18 protein-coding genes are annotated in these 19,803 nt (G+C 64.4%); 6 read left to right on the plus strand and 12 right to left on the minus strand.

Annotation, left to right across the window (positions count from 1 at the left end):
- Positions 1-129: 129 nt before the first annotated feature.
- The 4 genes from UB31_RS31735 to UB31_RS31750 are packed head-to-tail and all read left to right on the plus strand — an operon-like array spanning position 130 to position 3,453.
- On the plus strand, positions 130-1,332 hold the full coding sequence (locus UB31_RS31735) for a CaiB/BaiF CoA transferase family protein (protein WP_045013666.1): 1,203 nt from the start codon (positions 130-132) through the stop codon (positions 1,330-1,332).
- Positions 1,333-1,348: 16 nt separating this feature from the next.
- Complete coding sequence (locus tag UB31_RS31740; protein WP_349509926.1) at positions 1,349-1,828, plus strand: MaoC family dehydratase; 480 nt, start codon at positions 1,349-1,351, stop codon at positions 1,826-1,828.
- Complete coding sequence (locus UB31_RS31745; RefSeq protein WP_045002237.1) at positions 1,828-2,679, plus strand: HpcH/HpaI aldolase/citrate lyase family protein; 852 nt, start codon at positions 1,828-1,830, stop codon at positions 2,677-2,679. The genes UB31_RS31740 and UB31_RS31745 overlap by 1 nt, the downstream gene beginning before the upstream one ends.
- Positions 2,680-2,712: 33 nt before the next feature.
- Positions 2,713-3,453, plus strand: a complete 741-nt coding sequence (locus tag UB31_RS31750; protein ID WP_045002013.1) for an IclR family transcriptional regulator — start codon at positions 2,713-2,715, stop codon at positions 3,451-3,453.
- A gap of 11 nt (positions 3,454-3,464) precedes the next feature.
- On the opposite strand, the gene UB31_RS31755 is transcribed toward UB31_RS31750, so the two are convergent.
- The 9 genes from UB31_RS31755 to UB31_RS31795 form a co-directional block, all read right to left on the minus strand.
- Positions 3,465-4,220, minus strand: a complete 756-nt coding sequence (locus UB31_RS31755) for a transporter substrate-binding domain-containing protein (RefSeq protein WP_245306102.1) — start codon at positions 4,218-4,220, stop codon at positions 3,465-3,467.
- A gap of 43 nt (positions 4,221-4,263) precedes the next feature.
- Complete coding sequence (locus tag UB31_RS31760) at positions 4,264-5,055, minus strand: fumarylacetoacetate hydrolase family protein (protein ID WP_045002010.1); 792 nt, start codon at positions 5,053-5,055, stop codon at positions 4,264-4,266.
- Positions 5,056-5,140: 85 nt separating this feature from the next.
- Positions 5,141-5,959, minus strand: coding sequence for an alpha/beta fold hydrolase (locus UB31_RS31765; RefSeq protein WP_045013668.1), 819 nt, complete (start codon positions 5,957-5,959; stop codon positions 5,141-5,143).
- A complete protein-coding gene (locus UB31_RS31770; protein ID WP_045013669.1) occupies positions 5,959-6,747 on the minus strand; it encodes an SDR family oxidoreductase in 789 nt (262 codons plus the stop codon). Before UB31_RS31770 ends, UB31_RS31765 begins: the two co-directional genes overlap by 1 nt.
- 16 nt (positions 6,748-6,763) lie before the next feature.
- Positions 6,764-7,735 carry a Bug family tripartite tricarboxylate transporter substrate binding protein gene (locus UB31_RS31775; RefSeq protein WP_045013670.1) on the minus strand — a complete coding sequence of 324 codons (972 nt, stop codon included), beginning with the start codon at positions 7,733-7,735 and terminating at the stop codon, positions 6,764-6,766.
- Positions 7,736-7,775: 40 nt separating this feature from the next.
- The gene (locus UB31_RS31780) at positions 7,776-9,212 is read right to left on the minus strand and encodes an MmgE/PrpD family protein (RefSeq protein ID WP_045013671.1); all 1,437 of its coding nucleotides are present in this window, start codon (positions 9,210-9,212) and stop codon (positions 7,776-7,778) included.
- A gap of 17 nt (positions 9,213-9,229) precedes the next feature.
- Positions 9,230-10,684 carry an MmgE/PrpD family protein gene (locus tag UB31_RS31785; protein WP_045013672.1) on the minus strand — a complete coding sequence of 485 codons (1,455 nt, stop codon included), beginning with the start codon at positions 10,682-10,684 and terminating at the stop codon, positions 9,230-9,232.
- Positions 10,674-11,705: a PdxA family dehydrogenase gene (locus tag UB31_RS31790; RefSeq protein WP_045013673.1), complete on the minus strand. Its 1,032-nt coding sequence runs from the start codon at positions 11,703-11,705 to the stop codon at positions 10,674-10,676. The genes UB31_RS31785 and UB31_RS31790 overlap by 11 nt, the downstream gene beginning before the upstream one ends.
- A gap of 18 nt (positions 11,706-11,723) precedes the next feature.
- Complete coding sequence (locus tag UB31_RS31795) at positions 11,724-13,037, minus strand: cation:dicarboxylate symporter family transporter (protein ID WP_045013924.1); 1,314 nt, start codon at positions 13,035-13,037, stop codon at positions 11,724-11,726.
- 133 nt (positions 13,038-13,170) lie between these two features.
- Between UB31_RS31795 and UB31_RS31800 the strand changes: the two genes are divergently transcribed.
- Both UB31_RS31800 and UB31_RS31805 read left to right on the plus strand, forming a co-directional pair.
- Positions 13,171-14,136: a LysR family transcriptional regulator gene (locus UB31_RS31800; protein WP_045002000.1), complete on the plus strand. Its 966-nt coding sequence runs from the start codon at positions 13,171-13,173 to the stop codon at positions 14,134-14,136.
- Positions 14,137-14,197: 61 nt separating this feature from the next.
- Complete coding sequence (locus UB31_RS31805) at positions 14,198-15,097, plus strand: LysR substrate-binding domain-containing protein (protein ID WP_045013674.1); 900 nt, start codon at positions 14,198-14,200, stop codon at positions 15,095-15,097.
- 3 nt (positions 15,098-15,100) lie between these two features.
- Here UB31_RS31805 and UB31_RS31810 read toward each other — a convergent pair whose 3' ends face one another.
- From UB31_RS31810 to UB31_RS31820, 3 genes are read right to left on the minus strand one after another with little or no spacing between them, the layout of a single operon-like run.
- Complete coding sequence (locus tag UB31_RS31810; protein ID WP_045013675.1) at positions 15,101-16,588, minus strand: amidase; 1,488 nt, start codon at positions 16,586-16,588, stop codon at positions 15,101-15,103.
- A 16-nt stretch (positions 16,589-16,604) separates the two neighbouring features.
- Positions 16,605-17,402 (minus strand): FAD binding domain-containing protein, encoded by a 798-nt coding sequence (locus UB31_RS31815; protein ID WP_045013676.1) that lies wholly within the window; start codon positions 17,400-17,402, stop codon positions 16,605-16,607.
- A gap of 11 nt (positions 17,403-17,413) precedes the next feature.
- Entirely contained in the window at positions 17,414-19,801 is a 2,388-nt protein-coding gene (locus UB31_RS31820) for a xanthine dehydrogenase family protein molybdopterin-binding subunit (protein WP_045013677.1), read from the minus strand.
- Positions 19,802-19,803 lie beyond the last annotated feature (2 nt).

The following is a 19,803-nucleotide window of genomic DNA, read 5'->3' on the forward strand; positions in this document are numbered from 1 at the left end:
ATATGTGAATTTATCTGTCAAGTATATGAACTATGCATGGAGCTATGCGTCGCAAAGCGTCATCCCGAATTGACACGCGCCATTTATGAATTCTAACTCCACATATATGAATTCATCCCACGAGGCCCCATGGGACCGCTTGCCGGCTTCACCATTCTCGACCTGACCTCCGTGCTGATGGGCCCCTACGGCACCCAGGTGCTGGCGGACATGGGCGCGGAGGTCATCAAGGTCGAAAGCCCCGAGGGCGATATCGTTCGCCAGATCGGCCCCGGGCGCACGCCCGGCATGGGCGGGATGTTCCTCAATGCCAATCGCGGCAAGCGCAGCATCGTGCTCGATCTGAAAAAACCGGAGGGCCGCGACACGCTGCTGCGGCTGGCCAAGAGCGCCAACGCACTTGTCTACAATGTGCGCCCGCAGGCGATGGCGCGGCTCGGCCTCGACTACGAGACGCTGGCCGCGATCAACCCCGCCCTCGTCTATGTCGGCGCGTTCGGCTATGGCCAGTCCGGTCCCTATGCCGCCAAGCCCGCCTATGACGATCTGATCCAGGGCGCGGCGACCATTCCCACGTTGCTCGCGGCCGCCGGTGACGGCACGCCGCGCTACGTTCCCGTCACCATCGCCGACCGCATTGTCGGCCTGATGATGGTCAACGCCATCATGGGCGGGCTGATGCATCAGAGCCGCACAGGCATCGGCCAGCGCATCGACGTGCCGATGTTCGAATCGATGACGGAGTTCGTGCTGGTCGATCATCTCGGTGGGCTCACCTACGATCCGCCGCTCGACTATGGCGGCTATGCCCGCCTGCTCTCGCGCTATCGAAAACCCTACAAGACCAGCGACGGCTATCTCTGCGTCCTCGTCTACAACGACAAGCATTGGCGCAGCTTCTTCGAGGCGATCGGCCGGGCGGAATTTTTGCAGCAGCCCCGCTTTGCCAACCATGCCGCGCGCACAAAACATATCGACGAGATCTACGAGGAAATCGGCCACATCTTCCTCACCCGCACCACCGCGGAGTGGCGCGAACTGCTGGAACGCGCCGATATTCCGGTGATGCCGATGCATACGCTGGAAACGATCCTTGAGGATCCGCATCTCCAGGCAATCGACTTCTTCAGGACGGTGGATCACCCCGTGGAAGGCCGCATCCGCCAGATGCGCGTGCCCTCGACCTGGAGCGTGACCCAACCGGAACCGGCCGGCCCCGCGCCGACGCTCGGCCAGCACGGCCGCGACATTTTGGCCGAGGCCGGCTTCTCGACTGAGGAGATCGAAAAGCTCGCAGAGCAGAAGGCAGTTCACCTGGCGGCGCCGCCCTAAGCGCAGCGCCAGCCAAATCGCAGGACACAGGGAGGAAACCGCGATGGCCGGACTTTATTTCGAGGAATTTTCCGTAGGCCAGGAGTTCAGGCATCCGCTGACCCGGACCGTCACGGAGATGGACAACACCATGTTCAGCCTGCTGACGCTCAATCCGCAGCCACTGCACATCGATGCGCATTTCTCGGCCCAGACCGAGTTTGGCCAGCGCATTTTCAACAGCCTTTACACCCTCGGCATCATGATCGGCATGACGGTCTATGATACGACCATGGGCACCACCGTCGCCAATCTCGGCATGACCGACGTCACTTTCCCAAAACCGGTCTTCCATGGCGACACGTTGCGGGCGACGACGAAGGTGCTTTCGTTACGGGAATCCAAATCACGCCCCAAGGCGGGCATCGTCGAGTTCGAACACCACGCCTTGAACCAGAACGACGACATCGTCGGCAAATGCCGCCGTATGGCGATGATGCACAAGAGGCCGGTCTGATGCGTTCGATGCTGTTCGTGCCGGGCGACTCCCCGCGTAAATTCGAGAAGGCGAGCGAAGGCAAGGCCGACGCGCTGATCATCGATCTCGAGGATTCCGTCGTCACCGAGAAGAAGGCGGAGGCGCGCGGGCTGACACTGACGATGCTGAAGGGCTCTCGCGGCCCCCACCAGCTCTATGTCCGCGTCAACGCGCTCGACACCGGCATGACGCTCGCCGACCTCGCCGCGGTGATGCCGGGCAAACCCGACGGTATCGTGCTGCCGAAATCGCAAGGCGGCGACGATGTGCGGCAGGTCGCGACCTGGCTGGAAGCTTTGGAAGCTGCGTCTGACATCACGGTCGGTGCGACGCGTATCGTCTGCGTCGCGACGGAGACCGCCAGCTCAATCTTCGGACTCGGCAGCTATAAAGGTTGCTCCCCTCGCCTCGCCGGCCTGATGTGGGGCGCGGAAGATCTCTCCGCGTCGCTCGGCGCCACCGAGAAGGCTTCGGGCGGCGTATTCCACAGTCCCTATCGCCTCGCGCGCGATCTCTGCCTGATGGCGGCGGCTGCTGCCGAAGTTGCTCCGATCGACACCGTCTATACCGACATCGACAATCTGACAGGTCTTGAGCAGGAAACACGCGCCGCGCGGCGCGACGGATTCTCGGCGAAGGCGCTGATTCACCCCAAACATGTTGACGTGGTCAATGCGGCATTCGAGCCGACGGAAGCCGAGCGCAGCTGGGCGGAGAAGGTGATCGCGGCGTTCGCGAACAATCCAAACTCCGGCACGCTGCGGCTCGACGGCCAGATGATCGACAAGCCACATCTTCGCGCCGCGAAGAAAATCCTCGGCCAACCGTAGAGAGATCGCGCGTCGCGCCAGACGGGACCCATCATGATCGTTCGCCAAGCTGCAAACGTCCTGGAGATCATGGAATTCTTCGCGCAAACGAGGAAGCCGGCGACGCTTGCGGAAATCGCCGATCATTTCGGCTGGCCGCGCTCGTCGACCTTCAACCTGCTCGCGACGCTGTCGGAGAAGGGCTATCTCTATGAGCCGCGACCGCGCGCCGGATTCTATCCGACTCCGCGATTGCTGGCGATGGCGCAGATGATCTCGGAGGTCGAGCCGCTGCCGCCCTGGACGCACACGCTGGTCGCTGATCTCTCGGCGGAAACGGGCGAGACCGCCTCGATCGTGGCGCCGGCCGGCGTGATGGCTGTCTTTATCGACGTCGTCGAATCCCAGGCCGCGATCCGCTATTTCGCGACCATCGGCCACCGCGTGCCGATCCACGCCACCGCCAGCGGCCGCGCGCTGCTGCTGCAATATTCGCAAGAAGAGCGCGACTCCGTCTACCGCAAGATCGAGTTCAAGCAATACGGCCCGTCGACGCCGATCAGCATCGATGCGGTGGAAGCGGAGCTGCGTAATTCGATCGACCGCGGCTTCTGCCAGAGCTTTGGCGATTACAGCCGCGATCTCGCCGGCGCGGCGATCCCATTGCCGATCGGCGGCCGCAGGCTCTCGGTTGTCGTGGCCGGTCCGGAATTTCGCATCGGTCCGAGAGTTCAGGAGGTCGCTGCGCTGATCGCGCGAACAGTCGATCGGCTGCGGCCAAAGGCAGCGGCGTAAGGCGCGAAACGCTACGGCTCGACCTTGTCGGCGGTAAATCCACCGCCATCGAGCGCGCGGCGCACCGTGCCATCCGCCTTGGCCTCATCGAGGAAATGCGCGGCCCAGGCCTTCGCCACGCCCTTGCCCTTGGGAACGACGACGACCACGCCGGTCGACTGGATGACTTCGTCCAGCACCTTCGTTCCCGGCAGCTTTCGCGAAAGATCCTCCAACGCACCCATGCCCATCGCGAGCGCATCGAGCTCGCCCTTGCCGATCAGTTCGGCCGCCTCTTCCGGCTTCACGAACTTTGTCAGCTTGGCCTGCTTCAGCGACTTCTCGACCGTACGTGACGTTGACGTTCCTTCGATGCAGCCGACCCGTCGTCCAGCGCGATCGACATCGGCAACGGAGCGGATGTCCGAGCCCGCGCGCACGAGATAGCCGCTCATATACGCGACATAAGCCGGCCCCTGGTCCACGAACGGCTCGCGTTTGACATCCGCCGGCATGAAGGAGAGGTCCCAGACGTCCTTGCCGCTCGCTGCGGCAATCTCGTCGGAGCTCCGGTATTCGACGAGTTGCAGCGGAACGTGCAGCTTGTCCGCGGCGGCCTTGGCGAGCTCGACGGTGACACCGCGTGGCTTGCCCGTCGCCGGATCGCGCGTGCTCCAGAACGCCGACGCCGCGGGCCCAACGGCTATCGCCACGCGCAGCGATCCCGTGGGTGCAATGTCGCTCGCGCCTTCGGCCTTTGCGCCGGCGACGGCAAAGGCGAGGCTCAACGTGGCTATCACAACATGCCGCAACATCTGCACCTAGAACTGCTTAGACGATCTTGATCGACATGTCCGGCAAGCCCTCGAGCTTGCACAAGAGCACGTCACCCTTCACCACAGGCCCGACATTCTCCGGCGTGCCGGAATAGATGATGTCGCCGGCCTTCAGCTCGAACGCTTCCGACAGCTTTGCGATCTGCTCGGCGACGCTCCAGATCATCTTGCTGAGATCCGAGCTCTGCTTGACGGTCCCATTGATCGCCAGTGAAATCGCGCCCTTGTCGAAATGGCCGGTCTTGCTCGCGGGGTGGATCGGGCCGATCACCGCGGCATGGTCAAAGCTCTTGCCGATCTCCCACGGCTTCTTCTCCGCGGCCATGCCGTTCTGAAGGTCGCGCCGCGTCATGTCGAGACCGAGCGCATAGCCATAGACGTGGTCAAGCGCCTTCTCCGCCGGAATGTTGCTGCCGCCGGATTTCAGCGCGGCGACCAGCTCGACCTCGTGATGATAATTCTTGGTCAGCGATGGATAGGGATGATCGGCGACCTCGCCGACCGCGACGTTCTGGATCGCGTCGGTCGGCTTCTGGAAGAAGAACGGCGGCTCGCGGTTCGGGTCGGAGCCGCGCTCGATCGCGTGCGCCGCATAGTTGCGTCCGATGCAGTAGATGCGGCGCACCTGGAACACGCTGGTCTCGCCGACGATCGGGATCGAGATCATCGGCACCGCGAACATCGGCTTCGGGCCCGCCTGAGCCGCGGCTGGAGCGCTATCTGCGATACCCGCAGCGGTCATCGCGGCGGCGGCGGTGAGCACGTTACGTCGAGTTGTTTTTGTCATGTTCTTGTTCCCTGGCTTGGGCAGGCGTTTCCTAGGCTATTCTTAGAGCCAGACGCCGCGCAGGCCAATGGCCGTCTGCTACGTCTTAAGTCGCGACACGATCGAAGAACTCCCGCACCTTCCGCGCACAGACGTCGGGGTCGGTTGCAGCAACGTGGTAGGAATCGCCGGGCAGCACTTCGAGCTTCGAGCCCGGAATCGTCTCCTGCCACGCCTTCACCGAGTCGACACTGCCAAGTCCGGAGCCCGTCGTGGTGATGACCAGCGTCGGGCGTTTGATAGCAGGCAATTCGCCGGTCACGTCGACCGTCGGCACCATCTGGAGGAACGCCTCGAGCGTCGAGGCCTTGGTCTTCGACATCAGCTTGATCCACCAATCGAGCGCTGCCGGCGGCAGCGACGAGCCGAGGCGGCCGGCGGTGGTCTCCCGCACCCAGGCTTCGACACCCTGCTCGCGGATCTGCTTGCGCCAGGTTGGCGCCCGCTCATTAAAAGAGGTCAGAGAGGCCGGCGCACCGACCGCTGCGGTCGCGATCACGCGATCCGGGTGCTTCGCCGTAAGATGCATCGCCAGTGTACCACCGATCTTGCCGCCGACCAGGAACACGCGATCGAGCTTCAGCGCGTCCAGCATCCGGATGATATCATCGCCGAGCCCCGCGAAACGATAGACATAGTCGCCCTGCATCGGCGTCGAATCGCCGTAGCCACGCAGATCGGGACGCACCACGAGATGATGCGTGGCGAAATACGGCACCCAGCGCCGGAACGCCTCGCCGCTTTCCGCAAGCCCGTGCAGCATCACGACCGGCGGCCTGATGTCCCATGGCAGCAGATAATCGTCGATGCGAACCGCGAGCTCGCAATCGTCGCTGACACCGATTTTCCGCAGTTCGCTCACCATCAGATACACCTCGTTCCACCGCCATCGACATTGATGCAGGTGCCAGTAATGAAAGATGCGCGATCGGAGCAGAGGAAAGCAACAAGGCCGGACACCTCGTGCGGCTGCCCGACACGGCCGAGCGGCACCGAGGCGATTGCCGCGGCATTCGCAGCGCCGCGATCCTGCCCCGCGATCGCCGCGCCCTGCGAGACCAGGCTGTCCCAGCGATCGGTCTGCACCGGGCCCGGATTGACGCCGGTGACCAGCACGTTATCCGGCGCGCATTCCTCGGCAAGCGCCAGCGTAAAATTCAGCAGCGCCGCGTTGACTGCTCCGCCCGCGAGATAGGCCGCGCGCGGCTGATGGCCGCTGCGGCCGATGATGTTGATGACGCGGCCCCAGCGACGGTCGCGCATCGCCGGCAACACGTCGCGCGCGCAACGCATGTAGCCGAGCAGTTTCAGCTCGATCGACTTGGCCCAAATCGCGTCCGGGGTCTCCGCGATCCGGCCCATCGGTGAGGCCCCGGCATTGTTGACGAGGATATCGATACGGCCGAAGGCATCGCGCGCGGTCTCCATTGCACGGGCGATATCGTCGGGCTTGGTCATGTCGCCGGCACAGGCGATCACGCGCCGGCCGGTCTCGCGCGACATCTCCAGCGCCGCCGCCGATAGTCGCTCGGCGTTGCGCGCGACGATCACGACATGCGCCTGCTCACGCGCGAGCTCGGCGGCAATCGCCCGGCCGATGCCGGTGCTGCCGCCGGTGACTACGGCAACCTTGCCGCCCAAGTTCAAATCCATGACGCTGCCATCCCGCCTAATCTACCGTAGCGCCCGAGGCCTGAATGATCTTGCCCCATTTCGTGGTCTCGTCCGTCATGAATTGCCCGAATGCAGGACCGAAGACAGTCCCAGGCTCGGCGCCGAGCTCGGCAAGCCGCTTCTTGACGTCCGGCATCTTCAAGATGATTTCGAGCTCGCTGCTCAGCTTGGCAAGCACCAGCGCGGGCGACTTTGCTGGAGCCACAAGTCCGAACCAGGACGACGCCTCGAAGCCGGGCACGGTTTCGGCAACCGTCGGCACGCCGGGCAGCGCGTCCGCGCGCTTTGCGCCGGCGACCGCGATTGCATTGATGGCCTTGCCCTGGACCTGCGGCAGCACCGCCGGCATGTTGTCGAACATGAACGGGATTTGCCCGGCGAGCAGGTCATTCATCGCCGGCGCCGCACCCCGATAGGGCACGTGCACGATATCAATTCCCGCCATAGTCTTGAGCAACTCCCCCGCGAGATGATTGGTCGACCCGATGCCGGACGAGCCAAAATTCAGCGTACCCGGCTTGGCCTTGGCGCGCGCGATCAGCTCGCCGACGTTCTTCGCGGCCACTGACGGATTGACCACCAGCACGATCGGAACGGAAGCGACCAAGGCCACCGGTGCAAAGGCCTTGGCCGGATCAAACGGCAGCTTCTTGTAGAGCGAGGCGTTGATTGTCAGCGGTGGCGGCGCAGTCAACAACAGCGTGTAGCCATCCGCCTCCGCGCTCGCAACCGCCTCGGCGCCGATATTGCCGCCGGCGCCGCCACGATTTTCAACGATGAAGGTCTGCCCCGATCGCTCGGCGAGCTTCTGCGCGACGATGCGGGCGATGATGTCGTTGGATCCGCCGGCCGGGAACGGCACGATGATCTTGACCGGACGGACGGGGTAATCCTGAGCTACCGCGGCGCCGCAGAACAGAATGGCCGCGCAGGCGGCAAGAAAGCAGCGACGGAGAACCCCGCGCATGGGCATTGCCTCGATGTTTGTCTTGTTGTTTGTTGTCGCATCACGCGATCAGCAATGGCCTCAACTTTGCGACGTCGTCAAGCCGTTCGAGATCGCTGATCTGCGCGATCAGCTTCTCGGCCTTGTCGGCGCCAAGCACCGGCGCGATCAGGTCCCGCGTCTTGGCCGCCACGGCTTCCGTGCTCAGCGGGTTTTCCTTGGTGCCCGGCGGATATTTGGTGAAGTGCTCCACCTTCTTGCCATCGCTCAATGTCACCTCGACGACAGCACCGCGCGGCGCCGCCGGATCCATCAGCGCCTTGTCGCCCGCCAGCGTCACCTTGTCGCGCTGAGCGAGAATTTTGGGATCATGCATCAGCGCGACGTCGTGGCTGTCGTTGAACGAGACGGCGCCCTTGACTAGCGCGACCGCCACGAGATGCTGGCAATTGACGTCGGGCATCGCACTTTCGCCCACGATCCCCATCGCGTCGGTCGGGAGCTTGACCAGGATGCCGCGCACATTGTCCGGGGTCAGGCCGTGCTGCTTGCGCAGCGTCAGCATCGCATCCAGCGGCGATTGGATGGGATAGCCGACCGAGAAGGTCTTGATCGCTGTTTCCGTAACATAGAAGCGTTTGCCGAGATCCTTCACCATCTCCTCCGGCTTCGGATCGGTCGAGAGCGCAATGAAGAGATTGTGGGTGCCATCGAGCACGTCGTCGACGCCGGTCAGGCCGTTGCTCACCATGTCGACGGCCATGACGCCGTTGCGCGCACCCATGCCGGCGAAGTCGAACGCCTTCTCGATGTGGTCATGATCCTTGACCCAGCTCCACAAGCCCGCAACCTGCTGCGACGAATAGGAGATCGCGTAGCGCATCCCTTTCTCATCGAGCTGCGCCAGCGAGGCGGCAGCCCCCAGCGCACCGAAGGTCGACGACGTCCCTTCGGCGCTCCGATGCGAACCGCGCACAAGATCCGGACCCAGCGCCATCAGCAGACGGCAGGTCAAATCGTAGCCGAGCGCGACGGCGCGAATGACATCCTGCCCGCTGCGATGTTCCCGCTCACCGAAGGCGAGCGCGGCGGGCACCACCGAGCATCCCGGATGCGCCTTGGTGACCGGCTCGAAATCATCCGTTTCGTCGGCATGAGCGCACATCGCATTGGCCAGCGCCGCGTTCACCGCGGTGGTCCGGAAGTCGGAGCCGACGACGGAGGCCTGCGCGTCGCCGCCAAGCGCGCGCACGTATTTCAGCGCCATCTCGCCCGGCTTCATCCGCGAGCCCGACACCATCGCGCCGAGCGTGTCGAGAATCCGGTGTTTGCATTCGCGCAGCACCTGTTCGGGCAGCTCCTGATCGCGTGCGGCGACCATGTAGCGGGCGAGACGCTCAGTCACGCCGGGCCCTGCCGCCAAGGTCGTACGGCCGCCGGTTGCAGCCAGAGCGGCAATCGAGCCGGCGGATTGAAGGAGACGGCGGCGTGACGGCATTCCAAGTGACTCCAGAATCAGGATGAGACCGACATCTTGGCGATTTCGGCTGCGCTGGCCAGACCTTCGACGTTCCAGCATGCATCCATGACACGCCTGATCATCGCTGTGGGAATGATGCCTTCTGCAAGGTCGGAGAACTTGGTTTCGAGCTGCTTGTCCGTCATCGGCACCTCGACGCTGCCGATGGCGTGCTCGATGTAGCGGTTAAGCTTGCGGCCGTCCTTGAGCACGATGGTGAGATCGACCTGCTCCGGCTTGATGCCGGGCGTGATAACCGGGACGACCTTGCAGCGCAGCGCGACGATGGTCGGATCGGTTACGGCGCGGTCGCTGAACTGTTTTTCGCCGCCGGCGCCCTCGACGATTGCGACCGCAACCGCATGATAGATGCTGAACTTGCCTTCGAGACCCTGGCGCGGCGTCTTCTTGCCGGTAAGCTCCAGCACCAGCGGATGAACCTTGAGGTCGACACGCTCGATCTGGTCCGCGGTCACCTTGTTCTCGTTGCGGAGCTGGATCGCGGCATCGATCGCCGGATGCATGACGATGCCGCAGGCGAATGGCTTGTAGGTGTTGAGCGCGGCCTCGTAACGCTTGCCGAGATCGCCCAGGATCTCGTTGTAGTCCTGCTTGGTGCTGATCGTGTTGGCCCAACCGCGCTTGGCCTCGATCATCGCGTCGGACGAGGTGAAATTCTTCGAGGCCAGAATGGCCGCGAAGATGCCGCTTGAGGCGGCGCGACCCGGATTAAAGCTCTTGTTCATCGAGCCGAAGGATTCGCGCAGGCCCACAGGCTGGGACGCGGCCAGGCCGAGCGCCCAGGTCATCTGCTGCTCGTTCAGCTTCAACAGCTTGCCTACGGCGGCAGCGGAGCCGAACACGCCGGCCGTGCCTGTGATGTGCCAGCCGACATCGTAATGGTTCGGATAGACCGCGTTTCCGATCCTGCACTCGGTCTCGACGCCGAGCACCAGTGCGTTCAGGAATTCCTTGCCAGAGACCGGCTGCATTTCCGACAGCGCAATGATCGCCGAGGCGACAGGGCCTGCGGGATGAATGATCGTCTTCAGATGGGTGTCGTCATAGTCGAAGATGTGGCTCGACACGCCGTTGATGAAAGCGGCGTTCATGATGTCGAACCGCTCCCGCCGTCCGAACAGCGACGCTTGCTGCGGACCGGAGAACGGGCCGAGCGCGGACACCGCGATATCGACGGTCTCGTGATGCGAGCCGCCGATGGCGACGCCGACCCAGTTGAGAAGCGTGCGGACGCCTTCTTTCCGGACATTGGCCGGCAGATCGTCATAGCTCGCAGTCACCAGATAATGGGCGAGCGCGCGCGTGACGTCCTTGGGTGGCGCGGCCGCGGGGGCCGCGGCCGGGGTCTCCGCGAAGGCAGCACCGGTGCCGACGGTGGCAAGCGGAAGCGCGGCCGCCGCCTGGAGCAGGGTCCTGCGATCAGTTTGCATAGGCGGCCTCCTTGACCTTGATCGATACCAGTTGCGCGGCAAGGCGGACTGCGCTCTCAAGCGCGCCGGTCTTGGCCACGCCTTGGCCTACGATATCGAACGCCGTGCCATGCGACGGTGTCGTAAAGACGGTCTCGAGTCCCGCGGTGACGGTGACGCCGCGGTTGAAGCCGCGCAGCTTGGTCGCGATCTGGCCCTGGTCGTGATACATCGCGACCACGCTGTCGAACTCGCCGGCAAAAGCCCGGACATAGACGGTATCGGCAGGATACGGCCCGGTGCAGGCGATCCCGGTCTTGGCGGCGGCTTCGACGGTGGGTCGGATCATCTCGATCTCATCGCGGCCGAACAGGCCGCCCTCACCGGCATGCGGGTTGAGGGCTGCGACCGCGATGCGCGGCTTGGCAACGCCGGCCTTCCGCATCATGCGGTCAACCAGCTCGATCGATTCCGTGATGCTCGCCGGATGGATGCCGTCCAGCGCCTCGCGCAAAGACTGATGCCCGGTGACCCGCGACATCCATTGCCCATCGAGCACGTTCATCTCGGAGAAGTAGGTCTTGTGCCCGAGCAGGCTCGCGAACATTTTGTGCTCGTCGGGAAACTTCCAGCCGCCGTCGAACATCGCACGCTTGTTCAGCGGCGCAAAGGAGATGGCGTCGACCTCGCCGTCCTTGGAGAAATCGATCGCGCGCGACAGCGTCTCGCCGGTCAGCCGACCGGATTCGGCGCTGGCCTTACCGAGCGGGAATTTGGCGGGGTCGGTGTTGCCGAGATCGACGAGCTGCACCGTGCCGCGGCGCCATTTGGCTGCCTTGGGCGAGGCAATCCGCTCGATCTTCAGCTTCACGCCGGCATGTTCCATGCCCATGTCGAGCACGCGGACATCGCCGACCACGACGAGACGCGCGACATCCGCGAGCCGGTCGTCGGAGAGGATGCGCGCAATTTGTTCCGGGCCGATGCCGGTGCAATCGCCGGGGGTCAGCGCGATGACGGGGAGTTCATTGGTGTTGGCCATATTGGAAACCTTGGATCCTTACTTCATTGCCTGGATTTGAGCGGCGGACTGGGCCCAGTCCTCCCGGTTGAATTCGCCGTCCCATTTGGCGACCACGATCGAAGCGACCGCGTTGCCGATGGTGTTGGTGATGGCGCGCGCCATCGACATGAAGCGATCGATGCCGAGCAGCAGCGCCAGGCCCTCCGCCGGCAGCCCGGCGGCGATCACGGTCACGGCGAGCGCGGCAAACGCGCCGCCGGTGACGCCGGCCGCGCCCTTGCTGGTGAACAGCATCACCACGAACAGGCTCAACTGCTGCATAGCGGTGAGCTCGATGCCGTAGACCTGGGCGACAAAGATGGTCGAGAGCGGCAGCGTCAGCGCGACGCCGTCGAGATTGAAGGAATACCCGGACGGAATGACGAGGCCGGCGACCGCGCGTCCTACGCCGGCCTTCGGCAGCTTCTCCATCATGCCGGGGATCGCGGTCTCGGACGAAGAGGTGCCGAGCACGACCAGCAGCTCGGTCCGCAACAGACGCAACAGGTCCATCAGGCGGATGCCGACCAAGCGGCAGATCGTGCCGAGAATGACGAAGATGAAGAACGCCATCATCGCCCAGGCGGTGCCGACCAAAAGCGCCAATGCGTAGAGCGTGGCCGCACCGAATTTCGCGACCGTGAAGGCCATGGCACCGAAGGCACCGATCGGCGCCAGCGCCACCACGACATGGACGACGCTGAATACAAGCTCGGTGACCCGCTCCATCCCCGTCCGCAACGGCGCGGCTTTTTCGCCGAGCAGCAACATGCCGATGCCGCACAGCAGCGCCAGTACGAGCACCTGGAGCACGTCGCCGCTCGCAAACGCGCCGACGAAGCTTTCGGGGACCATGTGCTGGATGTAGGCCGACAGCGATCCGACATGGGCCTGCGAATAGCGCGCGACAGCCTCGGCCTGCTGTGCGGTGGCATGGGCAACGCCCGCGCCGGGCTGGACCCAACGCACCACGACGAAGCTGATCAGCAGGCAGATCGTCGTCACCACCTCGAAATAGGCGAAGGCCTTGAGCCCGATGCGGCCCACTGCCTTCATGTCGCCGACCTGCGCGATGCCGGTGACCACGACCAGGAAAATCAGCGGCGCGATCGTCATCTTGATCAGCGAGATGAAGACATCGCCGAGCGGCTTGAACTCGACCGCGACGGTCGGAAGCAGGAAACCGAACAGCGCACCGAGCGCGGCACCGGCGACCACGAGGACATACTGCTCGCGCCAGAGCGGCTTGCGGCGGCGTTCGGACATCGGGCTCGGGAGTGGCTGAGACAGCGGCGGTGCGGCGACCTGCAATTTGCTTTCCTCCAACGGCATCGTCGCGCCATGGATGGCGCTTTGTTCTTGTCTTGCGATATCATTTACATTGGACCAGCGGCGTCCCGGGCGCTAATGCCGTATCGGTATGATTTGAGGACAAAACGTTATTATGGATCTGGTCTGGCTGGAGGATTTCATTGCCATCGCCGAGGAGGGCGGGTTCTCCCGCGCCGCCGAGCGACGGCACGTGACCCAGCCGGCGCTGAGCCGCCGCATCAGGTCGCTCGAGGAGTGGCTGGGAACGCCGCTGTTTGAACGTTCGACCCATACGATCACACTCACGGCCGCCGGCGAAAGTTTTCGCCCCGTCGCGGAGGACGTGCTGCGCCGGATCCTGGTCGGACGGGAGGAAGCTCTCGAAGTGGCGCGGCTGAAGGCCGAGACTATCACCTTCGCGGCCACGCATTCGCTGTCGCAGACTTTCTTTGCGGAATGGATCCGTAACTCGGACGGCGCACGCGCCGGCGCGGCCGTTCAGCTCGTCGCCTCGAATTTCGCCGGTTGTGAGAAGCTGCTTCTCGACGCGCAGGCGCATTTCATGCTGGCGCATTATCATCCGTCACTGGTGAGCCGGCTCGACATGGACCGCTTTCAGCGCGTCGATCTCGCAACCGACGTGCTGATCCCGATCAGCGCACCGTCGACGCGTCCCACGCGCGGCCGGCGCAGCAAGAAGGTACAGCCTCGCTACGCCCTCCCCGGCGCATCAGGTGCGCCGCTGCCCTATCTCGCCTACCACCCGGGCTCGGGCGTGGGGCGACTTGTCACGTCATTCCTGGCGGTCAAGGATCCGGCGGCCTGGCTCGTTCCGGGCTTCGCCGCACCGGTCATGTTGCTGATCGATATGGCGCGCGAAGGGCGCGGCGTGACATGGGCGCCGATGAGCCTCGTCCGCGCCGATCTCGACAGCGGCCGTCTGCTGCGTGCGGGTGGCGGGGAATGGGATATCCCGATCAGCGTCTCGCTGTTCCGCACGCGCGCCCGCATGACCCGCGCGGCCGAGACTTTCTGGAACGCGGCGCGCAAGGGCCGGCCGGGAGGAAAGTCCGCCGGCGCGACGCCACGGGCGAGGTGACGTCTGCGCCGACCGGCGTTAGCACGGAACTTGCATAAATTCTGGGCGACATGGACGCCGCATGAACCTCATCAGTCTCGACATCCGCATGCTCCGATCGCTGATCTCGGTGGTCGAGACCGGCAGCATCACCGAGACCGCGCGACGACTGGGCCGTACCCAGCCGGCGATCACCCTGCAATTGCAGCGGCTGGAGGAGCTCACCGGCAAGCAATTGTTCGAGCATGCCGGCCGAAGGCTGATGCTGACCGACGACGGCACCACGGTTCTCACCTACGCCAAATCCATCCTGCGGTTGCATGACGAGCTGATTTCGCAGCTGGCGTCGCAGGAGATCGAGGGCCAGGTGGTGCTCGGCACGCCCGACCTCTATGCGGCCTTCATGCTGCCCTCGATCCTCAGCGTGTTCCGAAAATCGTTTCCGCGTGTGCAGGTTCAGCTCAACTGCGCGCTGTCGACGCCGCTGGTCGGCCTGGTCAAACGCGGCGACGTCGACATCGCGCTCGTCACCCGCATGAATGATTTCACCGGCGGCCAGGTGGTACGGCGCGAGCAATTGGTCTGGATGACCGGCGAACAGTCCTCGGCGCATCAGGAACGTCCGATCCCGCTGGCGTTGCTGCCGCCGGGCAACATCTATCGCGACTATGCGATCGATACGCTGGAGCGCGCTAGCCTGCGCTGGCGCATCGCCTGCGTCAGCGAAAGTGTCGGCGGCCTCCAGGCCGCAGCCTTTGCCGGCATGGCCGTCACCGTGCTTGGCCGCAGCGCGCTGGTGCCGGCGATGCGCGAGATCGGGCCGAATGAGGGACTACCGCCGCTGCCGAAGATCGAGCTCCTGCTCTACAAGTCGAGCGGCGCCACCTCGAAGGCGGCCACCGCGCTGCACGACTACCTCGCGCACTATCTGCGCTTGGACGAAGAGCTCAGCGGCAGGGGCATTCCGATCGAGCTGTCCTGAGCTTCATATCTTCGCGCGGACGGTGTTTTCGCGCAGCGCCAGCGACGGCCAGAATTTTGCCCAGGGCTGCGCCGCTTCGAACGCAGCGGCGATACGGAAGATCGTGGGCTCGTCGAGCCAGGGCGCGACGATCTGAAGGCCGATCGGCATTCCGTCACGGTCGAAGCCGCAGGGCAGCGTCGCCGCCGGAAGACCGGCGAGATTGATCGGCCAGGTGAAGGGCGACCAGCCGAGATGCGGATCAACCTTGCTGCCGTCGATCTTGTCGACGCCGATCTGACCGGCCTCGAACGCGGTGACCGCAACCGTCGGCGTCACCAGCGCATCGACCCGCTCGAACAATTTCACGAAGGCGTTGCGCGCCTGGCCGCGCCGGTAGCCGGCTTCGATATAGTCTGTACCGCTGTAGCGGCGGCCAGCGCTGACGACATCGCGATAATCAGACTCAGAGCTTGCAAGATCAGCCGTAGTCTTGCTTGCGACCGCCGCCGCCTGCTCGGCGAAGGCGATCGGCTTCAGCGTGTGCTCCAAAATGCCGGGATCGAGGCCCGGGCCGTCCAAGGTGACCTGCGCGCCGCAGGAATCGAGAATAGCCAGCGCCTTGTTGAATGCAGCACGCACGTCGGGGCTGATCGCGGCGTAGCCGAGATCGGCGCTGGCGCCGATGCGAATGCCGTTCAACGGGGCGGCGTTGGTGTCGAAGCGTCGCGGCGACACCGGCAGGCTCGCGGGATCGCGCAGATCGTAAGCAGCGATGATCTCGAGCGTCAGCGCCGCGTCCGCAACCGTGCGCGTGATCGGGCCGGTATGCGCGAGCGAGGCCCAGGATGGTGGCGAGAAGCCAGGCGAGCGCGGCACCAGACCGAAGGTCGGCTTGAGCCCGAACACGCCGCAGAACGACGAGGGCACGCGGATCGAGCCGACGCCGTCGGTGCCGATCGCGATCGGTCCGCAGCCGGCGGCAACGCCCGCCGCCGCGCCGCCGCTCGACCCGCCACTGGTGCGACCGGGATTCCATGGGTTTCGCGTGGTGCCGGTGACGGGGCTATCGGCCGTGAGCTTGTAGCCGGACTCGCAGGTCGTCGTCTTGCAGGTGATGATCGCGCCGGAGGCCTTCAGCGCCGACACCACCGCAGCGTCGACCTCGGGAACGAATGTCCTGTTCATCGGCGAGCCGGCATAGGCCGGCACGCCCGCGACGAAGACGAGATCCTTGATCGTGACCGGTACGCCGGCGAGAGGTCCCCTGGCTTCGCCCGCGTGCATCTCTTTGGTGAGACGGTCGGCATCCGCCCTCGCCTGCCCGTACATCGGCGTCACCACCGCGTTGCAGGCCTCATGCGTCGCCTCGAGCGCGGCGATGGTGTCGTCGACGACATCGCGCGGAGTAAACGCCTTGCGCCGGTAGCCGGCCATGATCTCGGTTGCAGAAAGCGCGCCAAGGCCAGTCGGCGCCGGCGGAAAGGCCGTTCGGCCGGAACCATCAGTCATCATCAACCCTAAAGAGCTAGCTGAGCGCCGCGTCGACGGCGCGCTTGGCCATGACCGTGACGAGATGCGCACGGTAATCGGCTTCGGCGTGGATATCGGAGGTGAGGCCGTCGGTGTCGATCTTGATCGCAGCGATCGCGGACGGATCGAAATTTTGCCACAGCGCCGCCTCCATCGGCGGCACCCGGAACACACCGGAGCCTGCTCCGGTCACCGCCACGCGAACACCATCGGCAAACTGCGCGACGAACACACCGACCAGCGCATAGCGCGACGCCGGCGCCTTGAATTTTGCGTAGCCGGCCTTGATCGGCACGGGAAAGCGGATCGCGGTGATGATCTCTCCCGGTTCAAGCGCGGTCTCGAACAGACCGAGGAAGAACTTGTCGGCCACGATCTCGCGCGTGCTGGTGACGATGGTCGCGCCCAGGCCAAGCACGCCGGCGGGATAATCGGCCGCCGGATCGTTGTTCGCGACCGAGCCGCCGATCGTACCACGGTTACGCACGGCCGGATCGCCGATCATCGACGCCAGCGCGGCGAGCCCGGGGATTTTTGCCTGCACCAACTTTGAAGCGGCCACCACCGCATGCGGCTTCATTGCACCGATGGTGATGGTCGCACCGTCATCGGTGATACCCTTCAGGTTTCCGAGCTTGGAAAGATCGACCAGCGCGACTGGACTGGCCAGCCGCTGCTTCAGCGTCGGGATCAGCGTCATGCCGCCGGCGACCAACTTGCTGTCCTCGATCGAGACCAGGAGCTTTGCCGCGTCAGGAATCTGGTTCGGCTGATGATAGGCAAACGGTTTCATTGTTGTCCTCCCTATTCTGCGGCGACCGGCAGCGACGCATTCTGAAGCAACCGCCAGATCCGGTTCGGCGTCGCCGGCATGTCGACATGGGTGACACCGAGATGCGACAGCGCGTCGACCACCGCATTGATGACGGCGGCCGGCGAGCCGATGGTGCCGACTTCGCCGCAGCCCTTCACGCCCATCGGCGTGTGCGTGCACAGCGTCGAATGGGTCGAGACCTTCATCATCGGCATGTGATCGGCGCGCGGCATGCAGTAGTCCATCAGCGAGCCCGACAGCAGCTGGCCGGAGCCCTCGTCATAGACCGCGTTCTCGAACAGCGCCTGGCCCACGCCCTGCACGATGCCACCATGCAACTGTCCCTCGACGATCATCGGGTTGATGACCGTGCCGACGTCGTCGACCGCGGTGTAGTTCACCAGCGTCACCGTGCCGGTCTCCGGATCGACTTCGACCTCCGCGATGTGGCAACCGCCGGGATAAGTGAAGTTGATCGGATCGTAATAGGCCTGCTCCTCCAACCCCGGCTCCAGCACTTCGAGCGGATAATTATGCGGCACGTAGGCGGCGCCCGCGATCTCCTCGAACGTCTTCATGCGATCCGTGCCCGCGACGGAGAATTGGCCCGCCTCGAACTGAATGTCGACTTCGGCAGCCTCGAGCAGATGGGCCGCGATCTTCCTGCCCTTTGCGACCACCTTGTCCGTCGCCTTCGACAGCGCCGCGCCGCCGACCACCAGCGAACGCGAACCATAGGTACCCATGCCGAACTGCACGCGGTCGGTGTCGCCGAACACGATGTCGACATCCTCAAAGGACACGCCGAGTTTTTCCGACACGATCTGTGCGAACGTTGTCTCGTGGCCCTGGCCGTGATTGTGCGTACCGATCATGACCGTCACCTGGCCGGTCGGATGCACGCGCACCGTGGCGCTCTCGTATAGGCCGCCGCGCGCGCCCAGCCTCCCTGCGAAGCGCGACGGCGCGAGGCCGCAGGCTTCGACATAGGTCGAGTAACCGAGCCCGCGGAACTTTCCCTTGCTGGCCGAAGCCGCCTTGCGGATGCCGAAGCTCTTCACGTCGGCCGCCACCAATGCACCGTCGAGGCATCCCATCGGATCGCCTGAATCGTACTGCACCAGCACCGGCGTCTGATACGGATAAGCCTCCTTCGGGATCATATTGCGCCGGCGGATCTCGACGCGATCGATACCCATCTCACTGGCGGCGACATCGACCATGCGCTCCAGCACGAAGGTCGCCTCCGGCCGGCCCGCGCCGCGATAGGCGTCGACCGGAACGGTGTTGGTGAAGACCACTTTCACATTGCAATAGATCGCGGGCGTCATGTAGACGCCGCCGAGCAGCGGGCCATAGAGGTTGGTCGGGATGTTGGGCCCGAAGGTCGAGAGATAGCCGCCCATATTCGCGAGCGTGTTGACGCGGAACGCGAGAAATTTTCCGGTCTCGTCGAGCGCGAGTTCGGCTTCAGTGACATGATCGCGGCCGTGGCGATCGGAGACGTAGCCTTCCGAGCGGCTCGCCACCCATTTGATCGGCCGCATCACCCGCTTGGCGGCCCAGGTGATCACGGCCTCTTCGCCGTAATGGAACTGCTTCACGCCAAAACCGCCGCCGACATCGGGCGCGACCACGCGCAGCTTGTGCTGCGGGATGTTCAGCACCAGTGCACCCATCAGGAAGCGCACGACGTGCGGAAACTGGCTGGTGGTCCACAACGTGAAGCGATCGGTTCCCGGCTCATATTCCGCGATCGCCGCGCGCGGCTCCATCGGGTTGCCGATCAGGCGGTTGTTGACGAGGCTCAGCTTTGCGACATGCGCGGCCTTGCGGAACGCGGTCTCGACCGCGGCTTTGTCGCCGAGCTCCCAGTCGCAGCAGATGTTATTCGGCACGTCGTCGAACAATTGCGGCGCGCCCGGCCGCACCGCTTCGAGCACGCCGACCACGGAGGGCAACACCTCGTAATCGACCGTCAGCAGCTCGGCTGCCGCGTTGGCCTGCTCCGGCGTTTCCGCGATCACGAAGGCAACCATGTCGCCGACGAAGCGGACCTTGCCTTGCGCAAGCATCGGGAATGGCGGCTCCTTCATCGGCACGCCCTTGGCGTCCGAGATGCCCCAGCCACAGGGCAGCGAGCCCAGCTTGTCGGCCGCGACATCCTCGCCCGTCAGCACAGCGATGACTCCAGGCGCAGTGAGCGCTGCGGCCTTGTCGATACCGCGCAGGATCGCGTGGCCATGTGGCGAGCGAACGAACACGCCTGCCGTCATGCCTGGGCGCTTGATATCGGAGACGTAATTACCGCGTCCGGTGAGGAAGCGCTGGTCCTCCTTGCGCTTCGGTGAGGCGCCGATCCCGATCACATTGCCCATGG

The organism is Bradyrhizobium sp. LTSP849, assembly GCF_000938255.1.
Taxonomy (GTDB): domain Bacteria; phylum Pseudomonadota; class Alphaproteobacteria; order Rhizobiales; family Xanthobacteraceae; genus Bradyrhizobium.